The sequence below is a fragment of the Pradoshia sp. D12 genome, from assembly GCF_008935075.1.
GTDB lineage: Bacteria > Bacillota > Bacilli > Bacillales > Pradoshiaceae > Pradoshia.
Genome location: NZ_CP044545.1, coordinates 3,528,195 through 3,549,927 on the forward strand (window position 1 = coordinate 3,528,195; position 21,733 = coordinate 3,549,927).

A 21,733-nucleotide genomic window follows, 5' to 3' on the forward strand; every position below is an offset into this window, starting at 1 on the left:
ACATAGAATCAGTTGCAAATTAAGCGCAGACCAATCAGATAAACTAGACATCAGTCCTTAATAAAAAACATATAGTAATGTAAGCGTCTTTTGTTTGACCTTTATTGACCATAAAGTGTATGATAAAGTCAAAGCCAAATGTATTATTTTTTTACATATAAGGAGGAGAAAATAAATGAATTTAATTCCTACAGTTATTGAACAAACAAATCGCGGGGAACGCGCATACGATATTTATTCCCGTTTATTAAAAGACCGGATTATCATGCTTGGAAGTGCAATTGATGACAATGTTGCCAACTCTATCGTTGCCCAATTATTGTTCCTTGAAACTGAAAACCCAGAGAAAGATATATATCTTTACATCAATAGCCCAGGCGGAAGCATCACAGCTGGTATGGCAATCTACGATACAATGCAATATATTAAACCAAAGGTTTCTACGATCTGTATCGGTATGGCTGCTTCAATGGGTGCATTCCTTCTTGCTGCCGGCGAAAAAGGAAAGCGTTTTGTGTTACCAAACAGTGAAGTGATGATTCACCAACCACTTGGCGGAGCTCAAGGACAAGCGACTGAGATTGAAATCGCTGCTAAACGCATTCTCTTTATGCGTGAGCGCTTAAACAAAATTTTGGCTGAACGTACTGGTCAATCTTATGAAACAATTGCTCGCGATACAGAACGTGATAACTTCATGACAGCTGAACGTGCGGTAGAGTACGGATTAGTTGATAAAATTATCACCCGCAATGTAGTAGAAGAAAATAAAAAATAATAAACTGATTAAGAGCTGTCGAGATATTCGGCAGCTCTTTTGTTTTATCAAAAAAATAATGTAGATATCCCCCTCTACTCCCCTACCTCACAATATTTTAGTTCTCTAATTGTTTATCACTTTACCAAATTAAAGTTTGATGTTAATATGAAAGCACAATTTAATAATTAGTCATTCTGAAGAGAGTTTATTGTGTTGAATTTCATACTTAACAATCTCAACCAATAAGCCACCGGAATGATCAAATTATAATTCGGGTATAGAATTATAACGATTTGTACCACTAGCAATAATTTATCTTATTATATTTTTCGCATATTTTTGAAAACAGAAGGGGTCTTTCATCATGAATAATAAAAAATGGGGATTTTGGATATTAACCATGTTTGTTGTCGGCAACATGGTTGGTGGAGGAATATTTATGCTTCCGGCAAACCTAGCTGGTGTTTCTAGTCCGTTTGGAGCATCAATGGCCTGGATCTTAACAGGAGCTGGAGTATTAATGGTTGCTCTTGTATTTGGAAATTTGGCTATCAGAAAGCCGGAATTAAAAACGGGACCGCAAAGCTATGCTCAAGCCATGTTCAGTTCACCAAGGAAAGGGAAAATCGCTGGTTACAGTATTGCTTGGGGTTACTGGGCTGCTAACTGGGCTGCAACGGCATCAGTCATTATCTCGTTTGCCGGGTACTTATCTACCTTCTTCCCAATTATGCAAAGCCAGTACATCCTTTTTTCAAGCGGCAATTTTGATCTGGAATTAGGGAAATTCTTAAACTTTATGGTATGTACAGTTATGCTGTGGGGCATTCACTTTATTCTCTGCAAAAGCTTTAACAGCGCTGGAAAAATCAATTTGCTGGCAACCATCACTAAAGTAATTGGGTTCGCCCTTTTTATCGTCGCAACCATTTTCATATTTGATTCTACTAATATAATGAACGGTAAAGAATTCATCGATGCATCTGGGGTTTCCCATTCATTGGGTGGACAAGTAAATAACGCAGCTATTGCCACGCTATGGGCCTTCATTGGGGTAGAAGCTGCTGTGATGCTATCTAATAGGGCAAAGTCTCAGACTGATGTGAAAAAAGCGACAATCACCGGACTGATTATTGCCATTGCGATCTATATTGGTATAACACTATTAACAATGGGCGCTTTATCCCAAGAGGCATTGCAACAGTCACATAAACCTTTGGTTGATGCTCTGCAAGCTGCAATCGGATCTAGCGGTGCTTATATTTTAGGATTCCTTGCCTTAATTTCATTATTCGGATCCACAGTCGGTTGGATTGTCGTTAGCTCCGAGGTACCATATCAAGCTGCTAAATCCAACTTGTTCCCGGCATTCTTCGGAAAAACGAATAAAAAAGGAAGTCCAGTCAATTCTTTGACTATCACAAACCTTTTAACGCAATTCTTTTTATTCGCTACTGTTTCCGGAACGATAATGGAAGCTTATGAATTCGCAATGGTCGTTGCTACATTAGCTTACTTAATCCCGTATTTCGTTAGTGTTCTTTATCAGGTAAAACTGATTATTACCGGTGAAACATACACAGGGATGAAGCGATCACGATTGATAGATGGCATAATAGCGATAGTGGCTCTTGTATACACCCTATGGGTAATTAAAACCGGAACAGCCGACTTAAAAACCTTCTCGCTCGGTATAGGTTTATTTGTCCTCGGTCTTGTTCTCTATCCAATCCTGATGAAAAACAAGAAACCAAAAGAAATTTCTAGAAGTTTGACAGAAGATAGATAATCATAAGACGAAACCACTCTTTCAAAAAGGGTGGTTTTTTTATGTCTAATTACCCACTTCTTTTTCCTCAACTACTCCTAATCTACCATTTTCTACTATTAAAGAGGTTTTTTAACAGAATAGTTAGAATATTTATAGATGTTAATTAAAATTAAGAGGAGGAAACCATTTGCGAGGAAAATCTATTTTGGCATCGGCCTTCGCTGCTGCTTTAACATTCAGTGCCTTTGCACCAGCCACTTCTGCTCACCAAGTTTCGACAATAAGTAATCATGCTGCAACCGAGACCAGTCATAATCATTCAGTTACCTATACAGGAAGCTCTTTTGATTTAAGCATTGCCAACGAGGAACGATTAATTAAAATGCTTAAAAAGGAAGGTGCTATCAAGAAAAATGCAACAGATAAAGAAGCACAGGCACAGTTGAAAAAGTACCTAAAGAAAAAAGAAGAAAACGCTAAAAAGGACTCATCAAAAAAATTCGATAAGCAAATAAAAGAGTTGCAAAAGAAGTGGAACAAAAAGAAAAAAGGTAAAAAAACTGGCAAAGGTTCCAAACCTAGTAATGGTGTTGTTCAACCAGTAAAAGAAGAGAAATATAAAGGGTCTGTAGTAAAAGATAAAGTTTTGGTTCTGATGATTGAGTTCCCTGATTACAATGGTGACAATGTCAGACCAGAGGATACAGACATGTACTATCAAGATTATACTAAGGATCATTACCAACAAATGATTTTTGGTAAAAAGGGATATACAGGTCCTAACGGCGAAAAGCTAATTTCTATGAAGCAATATTATGAACAGCAATCTGGCGGTAGCTATACCGTAGATGGTGAAGTAGCTGGTTGGTATATGGCTGAAAAACCTGCTGCTGAGTATGGTGGAAATATTCCCACACCTGATGGAAATGACAAGGATGCACGTAGCCTTGTAGAGGAAGCACTTGAAGCTGCAGCAAACGATCCAAATGTAGATTTTGCTGAGTATGATCAGGAAGATCGCTACGATTATGATGGGGACGGCAATAAACGCGAGCCAGATGGATTAATCGATCACTTAATGATTGTCCACTCTGCTGTAGGTGAAGAAGCAGGTGGCGGCACACTGGGTGGAGATGCAATCTGGTCCCATCGTTCGAATTTGGACGGGATATTCGACGGGATATTCCCAATTGCTAATACGGAAACAGACATACCTTACTGGAATGGACAAATGGCTGCTTACGATTACACAATCGAACCAATTGATGGAGCTGCCGGAGTATTTGCCCATGAATATGGTCATGATTTGGGTCTACCGGATGAATATGATACGCAATACTCAGGATCTGGTGAAGCCATCGGCTATTGGTCAATCATGGCAAGCGGCAGCTGGGCAGGTAAAGTTCCAGGAGGAGAACCAACTGGATTCAGCCCATATGCCAAAGAATATCTTCAGGAGAGCCTCGGTGGAAACTGGCTTAATTATGAAGAGGTCGATTTGGATGATCTGACTAGACGGGGATCTGAATTCCTTCTCGATCAAGCCAATACAAAGGGAAGAAACCTGGATGCGCTTAAAGTGAATTTGCCACAAAAGAAGACCACAGTAAATACTCCTTATAGCGGGAAGTATGAATATCATAGCGGAAAAGGTAATAACCTAAATAACTCTTTGGTTACTTCTCTTGATCTAACAAATAAGTCGACAGCCCAGTTATCTTTCAAGACATGGTACCAAATAGAGCAGGATTGGGACTATGCATCTGTTCAAGTGCGTGAAGAAGGACAAACAAACTGGACAGGCGTAGCAGGGAATATAACCACTTCTACTAATCCATATGAACAAAATCCGGGTAATGGTATAACAGGAAACTCCAACGGATGGGTAGATGGTATATTTGATTTAAATGCCTATGCCGGCAAGAAAATTGAATTACGCTTTAATTACTGGACTGATATAGCAGCTATTGAACCAGGTTTTTATGTAGATGACATTACAATTACTGCTGATGGACAGGAACTCGTAAAAGATAATGCAGATACTTCAACCTCTGCCTTTACATTAGATGGCTTCACCAAGAATGAAGGCTTCTATACAAGCGATCAATACTATTTGGCAGAATGGCGAAATCATCAGGGGGTCGATTTAGGACTTGCTCATATCAAACGCGGAGCCAGCCTAATGAAATATGATGGTGGATTAGTAGTTTGGTATGTGGATGACAGCTATTCAGATAACTGGACAGGCAGTCACCCAGGTGAAGGCTTCCTAGGGGTAGTCGATGCTGACCAAGGAACATTAAAATGGAGTGACAAATCCTTAGCTGCAACTCGTTATCAAATTCATGATGCTGCATTTAGATTAGATAAAACAGATAAAATGTATTTGGATTATAAGAGTGTAAATGGTTTAACATTGTCAGATTTTGACACGAAACCATTTTCTGTGTTTGATGATAGCAAAAATTATTTAAACCCTGGCAAACCGGACGCGGGACGGAATGTTCCTAAGTTTGGCGTAAAAATCAAGTTAACGGGTCAAAGTAAAGACCGTACTGTCGGAAAAATTCTTATTAGTAAATAAAGCAGAAAAAGAGGCGGCTCATAGATAGCCACCTCTTTTCTGTTTGTATCGTAATGATTCTTCGTATTACTACTCTTTTGTCATAAATGCTTCTAAAACCTCTATAGCCTCTTCTTCATCCTGACCATCTGCTGCAAGGATCACTGTCTTACCTGTACCAATCGCCATACTCATTAAACCCATAATACTTTTTACATTGACCTTCTTTTCTCCATCTATAATAAATATATCAGATGAAAAACGACTTGCCTCCTGAACAAATAGAGCAGCCGGGCGTGCCTGCAAGCCTGTTTTAAGCTGTACAGTGACTTCTTTTTCAATCACAGCGATTCCCCTCCATTAAATATTATTTATATCATAATGCTTGGAATACTTATTTAGATTCACCGGCTCGTAGCTTTTCGGCAATTTCATCTATTTTACGTAGACGATGATTGATACCCGACTTGCTTATTTTATCGCTTGAAACCATTTCCCCAAGTTCTTTTAGGGTTACATCTTGGTATTCGACACGCAGTCTTGCAATTTCACGTAGTTTATCAGGCAATATATCCAGACCAACTGTATTTTCAATATACCGTATATTTTCAACCTGGCGCAATGAAGCGCTGATTGTTTTATTCAAGTTTGCAGTTTCACAATTTACAAGTCGATTTACAGAATTTCGCATGTCTCTTACAATACGAATATCCTCAAATTTCAAGAGCGCATTATGCCCTCCAATAATATTCAGGAATTCAGAAATCTTTTCCGCTTCCTTCAAATAGGTAATAAATCCTTTTTTTCTTTCGAGCGTTTTGCTTTTTAATCCGAATGAGTTCATCAACTCACACAAAGAATCATTATGCTCTTTATATAAAGACGATATTTCTAAGTGATACGAGGAAGTCTCAGGATTATTAACTGATCCGCCTGCAAGAAATGCACCACGTAAATATGATCGTTTACAGCATTTCTTGTGGATTAATTCCTCGGATATATCATGGATAATCGTAAATCCATTTTCAATGATATTCAAGTCTGTAAGTACTTCCTTCGCTTTCTCAGAAAACCGTACAATATAGACATTATTCTTTTTCAGCTTCATCTTTTTACGAACAAGCAAATCAACCTGGAGATTATAAAGCTTCTTTAAAAACGTATAAATTCTCCGGGCAATCGCTGCATTTTCTGTTTGCACATCCACAATAAGATGACGATTGGAAAAGGATAAGGATCCGTTCATCCGGATTAGCGCAGATAGTTCTGACCGTGCGCAGCACTCTTTTACTTCTAAATTGGTTAGTTCTTTTTTTGTTTCCGACGCAAACGACATCCTTTTTTTACACCTCAATCCCTTTACAACTTACACTTTATTCTTTTCCTTTAATAAATTATAGATAATAGAAGCAACAACGACTGTATCATGTCTGACACGGTTATTTTGAATCGTTACTATATTATCCTTAATCACTTGCAGTCCCATTTGTTCAAGTCTGTTTATATCAAAGATAACCGGTTGGGCATACTCTTCTTTATATTTTAATTTTAAATGCGCAGGGATATCCTCTTTATTGACTAGGATTGTATCCATACATGACTCACCTAAATGCTCATTTATTACTTTCAAATGGTCACTTGCTGTATAATTCAGGGTTTCCCCAGCTTGAGTCATTAAGTTACAAATATATACCTTGGATGCTTTGGAATTTGCAATTTCAGCTGCAATTGTAGGCACAACCAAATTAGGTAATATACTTGTATAAAGGCTTCCCGGCCCCATCAAAATTAAATCTGCCTGTCTGATGGCCTGAATGGTTTCATGAGGAGGCTGAATATGCTCAGGACTGAGGAATACCCGCTTTATGCGCTTCCCGGAGTACGGAATTTTTGATTCACCGGAAACAACCGTCCCATCCTCGAGTTCTGCATGCAGGATTACGCTCTGGTTAGCAGAGGGCAAAACCTGTCCTCTTACATTTAAAACCTTACTCATCTCCTGAATAGCATGTACAAAGTCACCCGTAATAGAGGTCATCGCAGCAAGAATTAAATTCCCTAGCGCATGACCTGATAATTGTTCAGAGCCTGTAAATCGATGCTGAAACATTTGCTCAATTAATGGCTCTACATCAGACATAGCTGCTAAAACATTCCGTATATCACCAGGAGAAGGGATGTCCAGTTCCTCTCTCAGTCTGCCAGAACTGCCACCATCATCCGCAACGGTCACTATAGCGGTAATGTCGAGGGGATATGCCTTCAGCCCTCTTAATAGGACTGGAAGGCCCGATCCACCACCTATGATGACCACTTTAGGTTGTGCTGATATGGATGTCATCTGTGCGTACCTTCCTTTTATCAATATCACGATGCGTTACACTCGTATGGTACTCATTGTTATACCGTTTACCCAGATATTCAGCTAAAGTTACGGAACGATGCTGGCCTCCAGTACATCCCACAGCGATAATTAACTGGGCTTTCCCCTCACGTTTATATTGAGGAATCATAAAATCAAGTAAATCCGTCCATTTTTCAATAAATTTCTGGGTTTCACTCCATTTCATTACGTAAGAAGAAACCTCTTCATCCAGTCCAGTTTGCGGACGCATATTTTCTATATAAAACGGATTAGGCAGGAATCTTACATCAAAAACTAAATCTGCATCGATAGGGATCCCATGTTTGAAACCAAATGACATGATATTAATTGAGAACTCTACCCGTTGATTTACGGAGAACTGTTTGGCAATTTTCTCACGCAGCTCTTTTGGCTTAAAATTTGATGTGTTATAAATCGTTTGAGCACGTCCTTTTAATTCCTCAAGCAAATCTCGTTCAAGTCTAATCCCTTCCAACGGCGATCCTGATGGAGCCAATGGATGAGTACGTCTTGTTTCCTTATATCTTCTTACTAAAACGGAGTCATCCGCATCCAGGAATAAAATTTCAGGAACAAACTTGGAGGATTCATTAAGATCATCCAAGGCTTTGAATAAGTGTTCAAAAAATTCCCTGCCTCGTAAGTCCATTACTAATGCTACCTTATTCATTTTCTTTCCTGAATTGTTCATAAGCTCCATGAATTTAGGAAGAAGCGTAGGGGGAAGGTTATCCACACAGTAGAAGCCCAGATCCTCAAAGCTCTGTATTGCAACTGTCTTACCGGCACCTGACATACCCGTAATAATGACCAACCGATTCTCTGATGCTGCAGTTTCTATTTTTTTCTCTTCCATTAGTTATTCCCCGTTTCTTTCAAGCTTGTAATCGAGTAGTATGAAATCTTCTGTATATTTAAATGTACCTATTAGTATTCCTTGTCCATTCATCATATGATCCAATATTTTGCGATCTCCCTCTGCCATTGGCAATGCCAGAATATCGTTTAAAGGATGCCATTTCAGAATCCCTTCCTCATTCTCCTGATATGCTTCTCCCTCAAATGCGTAGGCACGAAAAGAAAAAAGCATCCATTCATGAACAATTTGGTCATCTTTCATATTAACCATGGTGAAAATGCCTTTTAACTCAGGACGCTCGATTTTCAAATTGGTTTCTTCATAGAATTCACGCATGACAGAGTCATGTATGGATTCTCCAGATTCCATTTTGCCGCCGGGCGCTACCCACCAATTTCTTCTGGGCTTCTGAAGCATAAGGGCCTTGCCATCTGCCATTAACATACAATTGGTTACTCTTTGCAAACTATTTCACCTCAGTTGCTACAGCACAAATTAGATAGACTTCTCTTTATTATACTATTTTAGATGTGCATGAACAATGTACGTTAATCATCATAATTTTTTCAAGTCATCCCTATATTTTTCGACAAACAACAAAAAAAAGCGGCATAGGTTTTATAACCTATGCCAAAAAAATATATAAAAGGGGGTCAATTTCTTATTTTTATTCTACCCCAAATGTATTGCACTTTGATTACAGCTACATTAATTAATAATGACTTTAATGTAAATTTTTTACTCATCCTTCAAGCTATTTTATTTTGCTTGTGCTTTTAATTGCTCCATCAACTCTTCAACATAATGCTGTGCGGATTGAGCAGCTATACTGCCATCACCTGTTGCCGTAACAATTTGTCGTAAATTCTTTTCACGAACATCTCCGGCTGCAAAAATACCAGGAATTTTTGTTTCCATGCGATCATTGGTTTCGATATAACCAGCTTGATTCGTAATTCCGATAGTTTGGAATGGTTTTGTTAACGGCAGCATTCCAATATAAATGAATACGCCATCTGCCGGATACTCGCGCTCAGTACCATCAACAGTGGATATCAATGTTACACTGCCAACCTTACCATCTTTCTCATTAATGCTTTTTAACGTTGTATTCCAAATAAAATCTACCTTTTCATTCTCAAAGGCACGCTGCTGCAGAATTTTTTGAGCACGAAGTTCATCCCTGCGGTGTACAATCGTTACTTTAGAAGCAAAGCGAGTTAAGTACACACCTTCTTCAACAGCAGAATCTCCTCCGCCAATCACGAAAAGTTCTTTGTTCTTAAAGAAAGCTCCGTCACAAACTGCACAATAGGAAACACCGCGACCACCTAGCTCTTTTTCACCTGGTACGCCGATTTTCTTATATTCAGCACCAGTAGCAATAATAATAGTACGCGTTTTATATTGCTTAGAACCAGCATCAATGGTTTTATATTCTTTTCCATCAATAATTTGTTTTACTTCACCATAAGCATATTCTGCTCCAAATTTTTTCGCATGCTCGAACATTTTAGTTGATAAATCTGGTCCAAGAATGGTTTCATATCCTGGATAGTTTTCAACCTCTTCCGTATTCGCCATTTGCCCGCCCGGAATGCCACGTTCAAGCATTAATGTCGAAAGATTGGCTCTTGACGTATATACAGCTGCTGTCATACCCGCCGGTCCGGCTCCAATAATAATTACATCATAAATTTTTTCCTCAGACATTATGAATCACTCCTTCTTACGATAGAACTCGAAGCCTCTCACATTCATTTCATTTCTCGTCTTATCCTCGAACTAATCGTATTAAACTATACATATTAGGTCCAAAAATTTGCTCATTGCAACAATTCGGCTACAAGCTTTACATACTTAGAAAGTGTCGAGTTAGATATTCCATATCGTTCCGCCACTGTTTTTTGAGATTCTTTTTCACCGCGCAGCTTGTGCCATTCGTAATCAATAGCAGCTGCCCAGGCAAGTGGATTTGAGAACCGTATACCATTCTCTTTTCCTTCTGCATATACAGAAAACCAGAGAAAATAAAGGCCGGACTCAATCAATTTTACCGGCTGATAAAACCTATATAACGTGTCTGCTACCTCTGCCGCAAAAAATTGACGGTTATCGGATAGCTCGATGCTATTTTTATATTCTCGTTCCATCGCTGTGAAACGTTTATTAGTTTCGTAAGAGGGATGAGTTTTAATTTGATTAAATTCCCCCGAATGACTCGCTAAAAAGAGACCAAACAATCTCTCCTCCAGATACTCACTTTCCAACTTTTTAATGATGGAAGGCGCATGCTCTTCAAATCCAGATTCCTCATCTTCAGTCATTTCGCCCCAAGGCTCAAGTCCCTCTTTATCAGGACTGTATTCAACCACTTTAGCCCAGGCATTTTCAGCAACTCTCTTTTGCCCGATTTGATGGGCAGATTTACTGAGCCAATAATAGAAGGTTCCGTCCCCTTCATAACCCTTTTTCTGCAGCTGGCGAAGCCAGATATAAGCTTCCTCATAATAACCAGTCAGCGCAAAGGTCGCTCCTAATTTTAACCGGTGTTCATCAAGAATAGGTCTGACTTTTTTTAGGACAGCGAAAACCTCATCAAGCTTATCCTGCTCCATCTGATAATGGTAAAAGACCATTCCATTGCACAGAGCATGCAGATTGCCAGGGTTCTTCTCAAGGACTCGATCGAGCGTCTCAAAAGCTTTCTCTGTTTTACCTACATAGAAATAAGCCAGTGCCAAATTATTATAAGCCGACCAAAATTCAGGATATAAATCGATTAATTCTTCAATTTTTTCAACGGCTTTCACAAAATTACCCGCTTCAAGCAACTCACGTGCCGCCTCTTGGCGCATCATTAAATCATCCTGAACTTCCAAGGTCTCTTCTGTTTCATCCGTCTCAAATGTGATTAAATCCAGCAAATCTTCTGCATCCTCACTGAATTCACCAAACTGATCTTTATTTAAATATTCGTTAGCATGCTTATAGGCCTCTTTAAATAAACCCATATGAGCAAAATTATTAGCCAGGAAATAATGGCACTCCGTCATAAACGGATCCAACTCCTGAAGAATATTCTCAAGCAGCTGATTCGAAAACTGATATTCACCTAATTCCGTACAAATCACAGCCAGCTGGCAAGCAATCATCGGCTCACCCGGTTCCAGCTGCAACGCACGGTTCATATATTTCTTAGCTCTATATAATTCCCTTCGCTGGAAAGCTTTTATTCCCTTTGTAAAATAGAACTCTCCCGTGGGGTTAAACGAAACAACTTTTGCCTTATTAGTCAAATTAAAATTATTCCCCATCTAGTCCTCCAAGCACATATACTTTAACCCTACAATTATACCATATTAAGAGAATTATAGAAAGAAAAGCGGAAGGGCCTTGCCCAGGAGCGAGGAGCATAAGACCAGAGGCTCGGAGGGGGATGTTTTCCCCCGTAGAGGCTATGCTTATGTCCCGAGCTCCTAGGCCCTGACGCTGGATCAGATGAAAAGCGGAGGCGACTGGTCAGCTGCGACAGCATAAGGAGAGGCGATCTTCTCCACCTCCCACCTGCCTTTCACCCAACTATCACCCACCTTTATCCGGGACATCCCCCTGGCATAACCACTACATACCAACACTCCCCCCTGCCACCTTCATCAAACAAAAAAACTCAAAAGGATATCATTCATCCTTTTGAGTCAGTTTCTTCATCATTCTGTTTAGTAAGATGGCGTTCACGGAGGTTTTTTTGAATTTCAGAGAATGGGAGATTTTGTTCTTTTAAGAGGACAAGGACATGAAAGAATAAATCGGATACTTCCCATTTTAATTCTTCTAGGTCGCGGTTTTTGGCAGCGATGATGACTTCGGCTGCTTCTTCTCCCACCTTTTTAAGAATCTTGTCTACCCCTTCTTCAAATAAATACGTTGTATAGGAGCCTTCGGGACGCTCTGCTTCCCGTTTAGCAATGATTTTCTCCAAATCATACATAAAATCCTTTGCTTCATCTGCCGGCTGAATTAAATTAATATCATCAGCCTGATAGAGCGATTCCGTAAAGCAGCTTACCGTGCCGTTATGACAGGCTGGGCCTGCTGGTTGAACCAATACTACTAATGCATCCTGATCGCAATCATAGCGGATTTCCCGTACGGCTTGAGTGTTTTTGCTTGTTTCCCCTTTATGCCAAAGCTCCTGGCGGGAACGACTGTAAAACCAGGTTTCTCCCGTTTGAATCGTTTTCTCCAATGATTCCTTATTCATATAAGCCAGTGTCAGGACTTCCTTCGTTTCTCCATCCTGAACAATGGCCGGCACTAATCCGTTCGTATCAAATCGTATATTCTCTATATTCATCTCACAAGCACTCCTTGTTCTCGCAGTCTACGTTTAACTTCCTGTACGCTTGTCTCTTTGTAATGAAAAATGGAAGCAGCCAGTGCTGCGTCTGCTTTTCCTTCTGTAAACACCTCAGCAAAATCTTCCTTACTTCCCGCTCCACCGGACGCAATCACCGGGACTGTAACAGCCTCACTGATCGCCTTGGTCAGTTCAATATGGAATCCGCTTTTTTCCCCGTCACAGTCCATACTCGTTAGTAATATTTCACCGGCACCGAGCGCAACGGCTTGCTTAGCCCAATCAATAGCATTTAATTCGGTAGCTTTACGGCCGCCATGTGTATAAACTCGAAAGCCGTTCATCTCCGCATCATACTTTGCATCAATAGCAAGAACGATACACTGATTCCCAAAATAGCTGGCTCCCTCTGCAATCAGCTCCGGCCGAAGCACTGCCGCCGTGTTTACAGATACCTTATCCGCTCCGGCACGCAGAATGGTCCTCATATCAGCAACTGAGTTAATCCCTCCACCAACTGTAAATGGGATACTCAGGACAGTCGCCGCTTCCCGAACCACTTCCACCATCGTCTTTCTTCCTTCATGGGACGCTGAAATATCAAGGAATACTAGCTCATCTGCTCCTTGGTCATCATACATTTTCGCCAATTCAACTGGATCACCTGCATCCTGAAGCCCAAGGAACTGAATCCCTTTCACGACACGGCCCTCTTTTACATCTAAACAGGGAATAATTCGTTTCGTAATCATAAGGATTCAACCGCCTTCGCTAGGGCCTGCGGCAATGTAAAGCGATTTTCATAAAGTGCCTTCCCGATGATGACTCCTTCAATTCCATCCGCTTGATAGGCCTGTAAAGCAGCGATATCCTCAAGCTGACTCATTCCTCCTGATGCGATGACATTCTTTCCGGTTGCGCGCGCAAGTTCAGCTGTTGCCTCTACACTGGGACCATTAAGCATCCCGTCATTGGCGATATCCGTAAAAATGAACCATTCTGCCCCTTTATCGGCAAAATACTTGCCTAAGTCAACGACAGTCCATTCACTTGTTTTCAGCCAGCCATCAGTCGCCACCTTACCGCTTTTACCATCCAGTCCTATAGCAACTTTCCCCGGATATTGCTGAATCATCCGTGTGGCAAATTCCGGTTCTCTTACAGCCACACTGCCAAGAATGACACGCGATATACCATTCTCCAAGTAACGGGCTACCTGCTCCTCATTGCGAATCCCGCCTCCGACTTGAATGGATACGCTCTTTAATTCCCGGGCTGCCTTTAGTACGTGTTCCTCATTAACTGGATTTCCCTCTTTGGCACCGTCTAAATCGACCATATGAATCCATTTGGCTCCTAAATCAGAAAAGGACTTGGCCATTTCAAATGGAGAATCTCCATAAACCGTTTCCTGCCCATAATCTCCCTGCAGAAGACGGACACATTTACCGCCTCTCATATCAATTGCCGGATAGATTGTAAAATTAGTCCCCATCACTTATCCCCCGCCTTCTCTATTACCAGATTCACGAAGTTCCCGAGCAAACCTTTTCCCATCTGTCCACTTTTTTCAGGGTGAAATTGCATTCCCATCACATTCCCTTTTCCTACAATTCCGGGTACCTCGACATCATACATTGCTGTTGCGATTAATTCCGCTGAGTCCTTTATTTGTGCATAATAGGAATGGACAAAGTAGACATAATCCTCTTCCAATCCTTCAATTAAAGGATTCACATTCTTAAATTGCAGTTTATTCCATCCCATATGAGGAACTTTATAGGTTTTACCGGTTTGATCAATCCCCGTAAATTTCGCAATATGTCCTTCCAAGAAACATAGCCCCTCGGAAAACCCGTGTTCATCACTGCTCTCGAACAATAGCTGCATTCCAAGGCAAATGCCGAGCAGGGGCTTACCACTTTCGACATACTCCTTTAAAAATACGTCCAATTTCTGCTCTTTTAATGCAGTTATTGCATCCCGAAAAGCACCCACGCCGGGTAAGATTAACCCATCACAGCCGGCCAATACAGTCGGATCACCGCTTATCACAGGATCCGCTCCCAGCCTGTCTAATGCGTTATAAACGCTGAATAAGTTTCCCATCCCGTAATCAACGATTCCAATCAAGACTGCCACCCCTCTCCACTTACAGCATCCCTTTTGTAGATGGAATTCCTTTCACCCTTGGATCGTGTGATGTCGCTTCATCAAGCGCACGTCCAAGCGCTTTAAAAATGGCTTCAACAATATGATGGGAATTGCGGCCATAATGGACGACGACATGAAGATTCATCTTCGCCTCAATCGCAAGCTTCCACAGGAATTCATGTACAAGCTCTGTATCAAAGGATCCAATCATCGGTGCCGGAATGTCTGCTCTAAATTCAAGATGCGGCCGATTGCTCAAATCAACAACGACCTGTGCCAGTGCTTCATCCATCGGAACAAAGGCATTTCCATATCGCTTAATCCCTCTTTTATCTCCAAGCGCCTGACTCAACGCCTGCCCTAAACAAATACCAATATCCTCTGTTGTGTGATGCCCATCCACTTCTATATCCCCATCCGCATCTACTCGTAAATCAAAATGGCCGTGCTTCGCAAATAGATCCAGCATATGCGAGAGAAAAGGCACACCTGTTGAAAGCTCCGTCTTACCTTCACCGTCAAGGCCTAAAGCAAGCTTAATTTTCGTTTCGTTCGTTCTTCTATATATTTCGGCTGTACGTTTCATTGACCTTCCTCCTTCGAAATAAATCGCGATTCCACGGCCCGCGCATGAGCCTCTAATCCTTCTAATCTAGCAAAAGCAGCGATTTTAGATGCATTAGCCTCAAAATCCTGTTGACTGTACATAATTAAGCTCGTTTTCTTTTGAAAATCATCTACATTCAATGGGCTTGAAAAACGGGCTGTACCATTTGTAGGCAGCACATGATTGGGACCTGCAAAATAATCGCCAACCGGCTCAGAACTATATTTACCGATAAAAATAGCACCTGCATGCCGAATTGCGCCCGCCACATTCATCGCATCCGCTGTTTGAATTTCCAAATGTTCAGGGGCCAGCTCATTTACAGCCTCAATCGCCTCTTCCAATGTGTTTGCTACGTATATACCGCCAAAATTATTCCAGGCAGCGAGCGCAATCTCTTTACGCGGTAACACGGCCAATTGTTTCTCCACTTCCACTTTGACCTGGCTCGCCAATCTTCGGCTCGTGGTAATCAGCACACTGCATGCCCGTTCATCATGTTCAGCCTGTGATAGCAAATCTGCCGCAACATGCCGAGCCTCTGCCGTTTCATCAGCAAGCACCGTAATCTCACTAGGACCGGCAATCATATCAATATCCACATCCCCATATACTTCCCTTTTGGCAAGCGCGACGTAAATATTACCCGGTCCTGTAATTTTATCTACTTTTCCGATTGATTCTGTTCCATAGGCAAGAGCTCCGATTGCTTGGGCACCGCCTACCTTATAAATTTCAGTGATGCCTGCAATATGCGCGGCAGCAAGCACGGAGTCAGGTAATCTCCCGTCTATTCCCGGCGGCGAAACCATGACAATCCGCTTTACACCGGCCACTTTAGCCGGGATGGCATTCATTAATACGGAGGATGGGTAGGCGGCCGTACCGCCTGGAACATAGATGCCGGCTGAATCCAGCGGAGTAAGCCTTAAACCAAGCATAGTTCCCGTCACGGACATGTCTATCCATGAATTTTGCACTTGTTTTTCATGATAGCTTCGAAGATTTGAAGCAGCTTCAGTCATGATTGAAATCATCTCTTGCGGCATGTTGGCGATTGCTTTTTCCATTTCATCGTTTGTTACTTTAAGAGAATCCATCTCTGTTTGGTCAAACTTTTTTGTATAAAAAAATAAAGCCTGATCTCCGCGTTCCTTTACATCCTGCAGGATTTGTTGGACAACCTTCCTTTGAGCATCGGATCCGCCATCCACCGTACGTTTCAACGATAATCCACTCGTTAACGATTTAATTTCCATGCCTTCTCCCTCCAATTATTCCTTCGGCTGCAAAACCTTCCCCAGTCGAGTTACCATTTCAGCGATTTCTTTTTCCTTCATTCGATAACTTACCGGATTTGCAATAAATCGTGATGTCACATTTTGGATTGCTGCATACTCTACCAGTCCATTCTCACGTAAAGTTTGTCCGGTCGATACAATATCAACGATTCGATCAGCAAGGCCTATCATGGGAGCCAGCTCAATGGACCCGTTTAACTTAATAATTTCAACCTGTTCACCCTGCTCACGAAAATATTGGGAAGCGATATTTGGGTATTTACTGGCAATCTTCGGAGCAATCTTGTTCATTTCTGTATTCGGCATGCCTGCCACTGCTAAATGGCATTCACTTATTTCTAAATCCAACAATTCATACACATCACGTGCTTCTTCCATCAGAACGTCTTTACCGGCAATCCCTACATCAGCCACACCATGCTCGACATAAGTGGGAACATCCATTGGTTTAGCCAGGATAAAACGAAGATTTTCATTCTCTACATGAATGATCAATTTTCTAGTATCGTCAAAATCAGGAGGAATCTGATAATCTGCTTTTCTTAATAATTCCACTGCTTCATCCAAAATCCGTCCCTTTGGCATGGCAATCGTTAATTGTTCCATTATCCCTCTCCCCCTGATCCATCTGTCATGTCAATCATAAATTCAATATTCAGAAAATGATTTGTAAATGTATTTACATCCTTTATTCCATTCACATTTTGTAAAACCACGCGCATGCCGGATTGTCGCAGCTCCGTTGCCCGGCTTATCGCTTTCTGTTGCTGTACAGGGTGATAAATGATGCAAAGGGGCGGCTCTTCTTCAACTCCTGAATCGAGCGCCTCCAGTATACGGTCTAAACGTAAACCAAATCCTGTGGCAGGAGCATCTGTCCCGAACTGTTTATATAGCTCGTTGTATCTTCCTCCATTTCCAAGTGGAAAGCCTACATTTTCCCCAGATACTTCAAACAAAATACCTGTATAATAATCCATATGGCTGACAAGTGATAAATCATACGTAATCATTTCTGTATGATCTGTTAAAAGAAGGATATCGGCCAATTTTTTCAACTCTTTAACCGCATGCTGACCAAGCTGCCCATTTGTCAGTTTTTCAGCCATTTCCAGAATCTCGCGGCCCCCTTTTAAATAAAGAAGCTGAAACAGAGTCTCTTTATCCTTTAATGAGATTGGCAATTGATTCACATACTGTTTAAAACCAACATAGTTTTTTTCAAACAGAAATTTCCTCATAATCCCTGCAGTTTCTGCGCAACCGCCAAAATGAAGGAGTAAATCCTGTACAAAGCCAATATGACCAAGCGTAATATGGAATCTTTCCAAACCAGCACATTTTAAAACATCAGACAGAAGACAAAGCACTTCAGCATCAGCCGAAAGGGTACGATCCCCTATCAATTCAATCCCAAATTGCTCAAATTCTGCTGGACGTCCTCCCTCTTTTTCCTGTGCTCTGAACACATTTGCACTATAGGCGAGCCGCTCGGGATTCCCTTCCTTCAATAGATGGGAAGAAGCAACCCTGGCAATAGGCGAGGTCATATCCGGTCGCAACACTAAACTATGACCATCTTTATCTAATAACTTGAATAAATGAACATCACGGATAGCAGATACCTTACCGACCGTCTCATAATATTCGAGTGATGAAGTTTCCAAAAAACCATATCCGTATTGAACCGTTTGATCCATCATCCTTTGTTTCATGGATTGTTTTATCTTATATAAATCCGGCAATGTGTCACGCATGCCCAAGGGCTTTTCAAACATAAATAAATCCGGCATAATTAACAGTCCTTTATTATAAGTTTTTAGAATACTTTAGTTCGCTAATATGCTAATATGATGAAGTTAAGTTAAAGTGTATCGTTCCTTCCAAATAACGTCAAGTGATATGGATATTCCTTTCCACCAATCTATCATTAGGCCTGCAAATTACACAATTAAAAACCCCGCTCTAATGAACGGGGTTCCTCTTTTACCGAAAGAAATCATCTTCCTTTATTCTAATTTTCATTTCTTCCGCACTATAGATGATTTTCATCGGATTACCTCCTACAAAGGCCCCTGCCGGAACATCCTTATGAACGAGGGTCCCTGCCGAAACAATCGCACCATCACCTATTTCAATTCCGGGCAACAGAGTAGAGTTGGCACCAATCAACACCTCATCACCAATAATTACACTCCCTAAACGGTATTCGTTTATTAAGTATTCGTGCGCGAGAATCGTTGTATTATAGCCAATCACCGAGTTACGTCCAACGGATATTTTTTCTGGAAACATAACGTCAAGCATAACCATTAAGGCGAAGGAGGTCTTCTGCCCAACCTTCATTCCTAAAAAAGTCCGATAAAGCCAATTTTTCATGCTTAAAAAAGGTGTATATCTCGCAAGCTGTATAACGATAAAATTCCGAACAACCTTCCAAAAGGGAACGGTTTTATAAACATACCAAAGGGAATTGCCATCACCTTTTACCGGATAACGCTTAGTTCTTCTCATTGCTTTACAATCGTTAAGAGATCGCGCATATTTTCAAGCATATAATCTGGCTTGAATTGCTCAAGATACTCTCTTCCCTTGATTGTCCAGGCAACGCCCGCTGTCTTCGTTCCAGCGTTTTTCCCAGCCAAAACATCATGGCTATTGTCTCCAACCATAATCGTTTCAGAAGGCTCAGATCCGATTAATTTCAACGCTAACTGGATTGGCTCCGGATCTGGCTTTGGCATTTGAACATCATCAAGTGTGACAACAACATCAAAAAAGGATTCAAGGCGGCCTTTAATCAAGCCCATCTTAACAGCATTGCGCATTTTAGTTGTCACAATACCGACTTTATATCCACTTTTTTTAAGTATTTCAATCGTCTCATATACACCTTCATATTCACGAACAAGTAAGTCATGATTGGCAAAATTGTGTTCACGGTAAAATGCAATCATCTCATCCTTACGCTCAGGATCCAATCCTCCAAAGGTTTCAGCCAGGGAGGGACCAATAAATTGGTAGACGTCCTCACGTGAATATTGGCCTGGATAGTAGTGATTAAATGTATGCAAAAATGAAGCAATAATTAGTTCATTCGTATCAATTAATGTTCCATCTAAATCAAATAGTAATGTTGTGATTTTCTGCTTCACGCTGTTCGTCCTTCCTCTTTCTTAATTCTACCTTTTTCCATATAAATGCAATTGTTACGGCTAAAAGAATGGCTGTCACCAAACGGATGAGCAGCAGGGGCAGAACTGGCACGCCAAGAGGGATAAAAATGACCGTATCCTCCACCACTGCATGGCAGGCGATTAGAAAGATAAAGGCGATCGTAATATCCTTTTTACTAACCCCATCTTCACGAACGGCATCAAGCATAACTCCCGCTCCATAAGCCAGACCAATGACCAAGCCCGCAACCAAAGTCATGGATGTGTTTTCTTTCATCCCCAGCATCCTAGTGATAGGCTTCATCCAGTCCGAAAATTTATTTAGCCAATTAAGATCCTTCATAATTTGGATAACTAGCATCAATGGAATAACGATCAATGCCAGCTTTAATGTTCCATAGGCTGCTTTTTCCAATGCCAGCAATAACACAGGTATGAGGCCTGATACCACTTCCTCATTGCCGCTGATTCCATAATATATTCTCTCTGATCCGCCCTGCCATACTAAATGAATGACAATGGCTGATAATAGCGCGAGTCCAATACGTGTGAGCAGGACAACCCATAGTTTAACTCCTACCTTTAGCGCAACACCGGTTTCAATAAAGAGATTATGGGAAAAGGAAAGCATTACGGCAATAATAAATACTTCTTTAACAGTTAAAGAATCGAGTGCCAATATGCCCCCAATCCCGGCATAGAGATTCAAAAAGTTCCCGAGTACCAACGGAATTGCTGCGTCTCCCGGAAGTCCAATCAGTCCCATGGCAGGACTTATCAAATCAATGATCCAAGGTAATACCGGTGTATATTGCAAGATGGATATTAAAAATGTAACGGGAAAAATAATCTTCCCGAGCATCCACGTAGTTCTTAACCCAGTCATTATCCCTTTTGATATGGTATCTTTTTTCATAAATTCCACCCCTTTAGCTGTTCACGATGTACAACCTGCAATCTGAAATTCTAAAGATGTGGTTATGAGCAATGGACATCATATGTCTAAATATTTTTTCTCTGAATATCCCATTTTCCGTCTTACAACAAGCAGGATTATTCCACCAATAATCAATGAAAGCGATAAGACCTGCGCCATTCGGAATTCACCAAACAGCATGAGGCTATCTGTTCGCATCCCCTCTATAAAGTAGCGGCCGATGGAATACCAAATTACGTATGTCAGGAACATTTCACCCTGACGCAGATTAACTCTTCTTAACAGAAGCAATAAACCAAATCCAAGGAAATTCCAAAGGGATTCGTACAAGAAAGTCGGGTGGTGGTAAGCACCATTGATAAACATTTGATCAATGATGAAGTCGGGCAACATTAAATTCTCAAGAAATTGGCGGCTAACCACATCACCATATGCTTCCTGGTTAATGAAGTTACCCCATCTGCCAATACCCTGCGCGAGAATAAGAGATGGCGCTGCAATATCAGCAATTTTCCAGAAGGATATATTTCTGGAGCGAGCAAAGAAAATGGTTGTAATGACGGCCCCAATCAAGGCTCCATGAATGGCAATTCCGCCATTCCATATTTTATAAATATCGCCGAGGTGATCTTTATAATAGGACCACTCAAAAATAACATAGTAAATACGTGCACTGATAATAGAGATTGGAACTGCATAGATCAACAGGTCAACAAACAAATCTTTGTCCAACCCACGGCGTTTTGACTCACGCATGGCAAGCCAAAGCCCAATAAAGACACCCATTCCAATAATAATTCCATACCAGTAAATCTGGATGGAACCGATATGTATGGCAACACGGTCTATCGTATTCATC

22 protein-coding genes are annotated in these 21,733 nt (G+C 41.0%); 3 read left to right on the forward strand and 19 right to left on the reverse strand.

Features of this window, described 5'->3' with window-relative positions:
* Positions 1 to 175 precede the first annotated feature (175 nt).
* The 3 genes from clpP to F7984_RS17045 all read left to right on the forward strand — a co-directional run bounded on the left by clpP (position 176) and on the right by F7984_RS17045 (position 5,115).
* Complete coding sequence (gene clpP, locus F7984_RS17035; protein WP_066106206.1) at positions 176 to 778, forward strand: ATP-dependent Clp endopeptidase proteolytic subunit ClpP; 603 nt, start codon at positions 176 to 178, stop codon at positions 776 to 778.
* 346 nt (positions 779 to 1,124) lie between these two features.
* A complete protein-coding gene (locus F7984_RS17040; protein ID WP_140461771.1) occupies positions 1,125 to 2,549 on the forward strand; it encodes an amino acid permease in 1,425 nt (474 codons plus the stop codon).
* Positions 2,550 to 2,718: 169 nt separating this feature from the next.
* Positions 2,719 to 5,115, forward strand: coding sequence for an immune inhibitor A domain-containing protein (locus F7984_RS17045; RefSeq protein ID WP_140461772.1), 2,397 nt, complete (start codon positions 2,719 to 2,721; stop codon positions 5,113 to 5,115).
* Positions 5,116 to 5,184: 69 nt separating this feature from the next.
* On the opposite strand, the gene F7984_RS17050 is transcribed toward F7984_RS17045, so the two are convergent.
* The 19 genes from F7984_RS17050 to lgt form a co-directional block, all read right to left on the reverse strand.
* On the reverse strand, positions 5,185 to 5,439 hold the full coding sequence (locus F7984_RS17050) for an HPr family phosphocarrier protein (protein ID WP_140461773.1): 255 nt from the start codon (positions 5,437 to 5,439) through the stop codon (positions 5,185 to 5,187).
* Positions 5,440 to 5,488: 49 nt separating this feature from the next.
* Positions 5,489 to 6,430: a DNA-binding protein WhiA gene (gene whiA / locus F7984_RS17055; protein ID WP_140461774.1), complete on the reverse strand. Its 942-nt coding sequence runs from the start codon at positions 6,428 to 6,430 to the stop codon at positions 5,489 to 5,491.
* A gap of 30 nt (positions 6,431 to 6,460) precedes the next feature.
* Positions 6,461 to 7,435 carry a gluconeogenesis factor YvcK family protein gene (locus F7984_RS17060; RefSeq protein ID WP_308810541.1) on the reverse strand — a complete coding sequence of 325 codons (975 nt, stop codon included), beginning with the start codon at positions 7,433 to 7,435 and terminating at the stop codon, positions 6,461 to 6,463.
* Positions 7,410 to 8,336: an RNase adapter RapZ gene (rapZ, locus tag F7984_RS17065; RefSeq protein ID WP_373925482.1), complete on the reverse strand. Its 927-nt coding sequence runs from the start codon at positions 8,334 to 8,336 to the stop codon at positions 7,410 to 7,412. The genes F7984_RS17060 and rapZ overlap by 26 nt, the downstream gene beginning before the upstream one ends.
* A gap of 3 nt (positions 8,337 to 8,339) precedes the next feature.
* Positions 8,340 to 8,804, reverse strand: coding sequence for an 8-oxo-dGTP diphosphatase (locus F7984_RS17070; RefSeq protein ID WP_140461775.1), 465 nt, complete (start codon positions 8,802 to 8,804; stop codon positions 8,340 to 8,342).
* Positions 8,805 to 9,098: 294 nt separating this feature from the next.
* Positions 9,099 to 10,052 (reverse strand): thioredoxin-disulfide reductase, encoded by a 954-nt coding sequence (trxB, locus tag F7984_RS17075; protein ID WP_066106186.1) that lies wholly within the window; start codon positions 10,050 to 10,052, stop codon positions 9,099 to 9,101.
* Positions 10,053 to 10,165: 113 nt separating this feature from the next.
* Positions 10,166 to 11,656, reverse strand: a complete 1,491-nt coding sequence (locus tag F7984_RS17080; protein ID WP_066106184.1) for a tetratricopeptide repeat protein — start codon at positions 11,654 to 11,656, stop codon at positions 10,166 to 10,168.
* A gap of 368 nt (positions 11,657 to 12,024) precedes the next feature.
* The gene (gene hisIE / locus F7984_RS17085) at positions 12,025 to 12,696 is read right to left on the reverse strand and encodes a bifunctional phosphoribosyl-AMP cyclohydrolase/phosphoribosyl-ATP diphosphatase HisIE (RefSeq protein WP_140461776.1); all 672 of its coding nucleotides are present in this window, start codon (positions 12,694 to 12,696) and stop codon (positions 12,025 to 12,027) included.
* Positions 12,693 to 13,451 (reverse strand): imidazole glycerol phosphate synthase subunit HisF, encoded by a 759-nt coding sequence (gene hisF / locus F7984_RS17090; protein ID WP_139892209.1) that lies wholly within the window; start codon positions 13,449 to 13,451, stop codon positions 12,693 to 12,695. The genes hisIE and hisF overlap by 4 nt, the downstream gene beginning before the upstream one ends.
* Positions 13,448 to 14,194 carry a 1-(5-phosphoribosyl)-5-[(5-phosphoribosylamino)methylideneamino]imidazole-4-carboxamide isomerase gene (hisA, locus tag F7984_RS17095; RefSeq protein WP_066106172.1) on the reverse strand — a complete coding sequence of 249 codons (747 nt, stop codon included), beginning with the start codon at positions 14,192 to 14,194 and terminating at the stop codon, positions 13,448 to 13,450. The genes hisF and hisA overlap by 4 nt, the downstream gene beginning before the upstream one ends.
* Positions 14,194 to 14,832: an imidazole glycerol phosphate synthase subunit HisH gene (gene hisH / locus F7984_RS17100; protein ID WP_066106169.1), complete on the reverse strand. Its 639-nt coding sequence runs from the start codon at positions 14,830 to 14,832 to the stop codon at positions 14,194 to 14,196. Before hisH ends, hisA begins: the two co-directional genes overlap by 1 nt.
* A 19-nt stretch (positions 14,833 to 14,851) precedes the next feature.
* The gene (gene hisB, locus F7984_RS17105) at positions 14,852 to 15,439 is read right to left on the reverse strand and encodes an imidazoleglycerol-phosphate dehydratase HisB (RefSeq protein ID WP_140461777.1); all 588 of its coding nucleotides are present in this window, start codon (positions 15,437 to 15,439) and stop codon (positions 14,852 to 14,854) included.
* Positions 15,436 to 16,719, reverse strand: a complete 1,284-nt coding sequence (gene hisD / locus F7984_RS17110) for a histidinol dehydrogenase (protein WP_140461778.1) — start codon at positions 16,717 to 16,719, stop codon at positions 15,436 to 15,438. Before hisD ends, hisB begins: the two co-directional genes overlap by 4 nt.
* 15 nt (positions 16,720 to 16,734) lie before the next feature.
* A complete protein-coding gene (hisG, locus tag F7984_RS17115; RefSeq protein WP_139892206.1) occupies positions 16,735 to 17,370 on the reverse strand; it encodes an ATP phosphoribosyltransferase in 636 nt (211 codons plus the stop codon).
* On the reverse strand, positions 17,367 to 18,554 hold the full coding sequence (locus F7984_RS17120; protein ID WP_140461779.1) for an ATP phosphoribosyltransferase regulatory subunit: 1,188 nt from the start codon (positions 18,552 to 18,554) through the stop codon (positions 17,367 to 17,369). Before F7984_RS17120 ends, hisG begins: the two co-directional genes overlap by 4 nt.
* 193 nt (positions 18,555 to 18,747) lie before the next feature.
* Positions 18,748 to 19,275, reverse strand: coding sequence for an acyltransferase (locus F7984_RS17125; protein ID WP_066106154.1), 528 nt, complete (start codon positions 19,273 to 19,275; stop codon positions 18,748 to 18,750).
* Entirely contained in the window at positions 19,272 to 19,916 is a 645-nt protein-coding gene (gene ppaX / locus F7984_RS17130; protein WP_139892204.1) for a pyrophosphatase PpaX, read from the reverse strand. Before ppaX ends, F7984_RS17125 begins: the two co-directional genes overlap by 4 nt.
* Entirely contained in the window at positions 19,885 to 20,853 is a 969-nt protein-coding gene (locus F7984_RS17135; protein ID WP_140461780.1) for a nucleoside recognition domain-containing protein, read from the reverse strand. The genes ppaX and F7984_RS17135 overlap by 32 nt, the downstream gene beginning before the upstream one ends.
* Positions 20,854 to 20,931: 78 nt before the next feature.
* A complete protein-coding gene (lgt, locus tag F7984_RS17140; RefSeq protein ID WP_139892202.1) occupies positions 20,932 to 21,732 on the reverse strand; it encodes a prolipoprotein diacylglyceryl transferase in 801 nt (266 codons plus the stop codon).
* Between the last annotated feature and the right edge of the window lies 1 nt (position 21,733).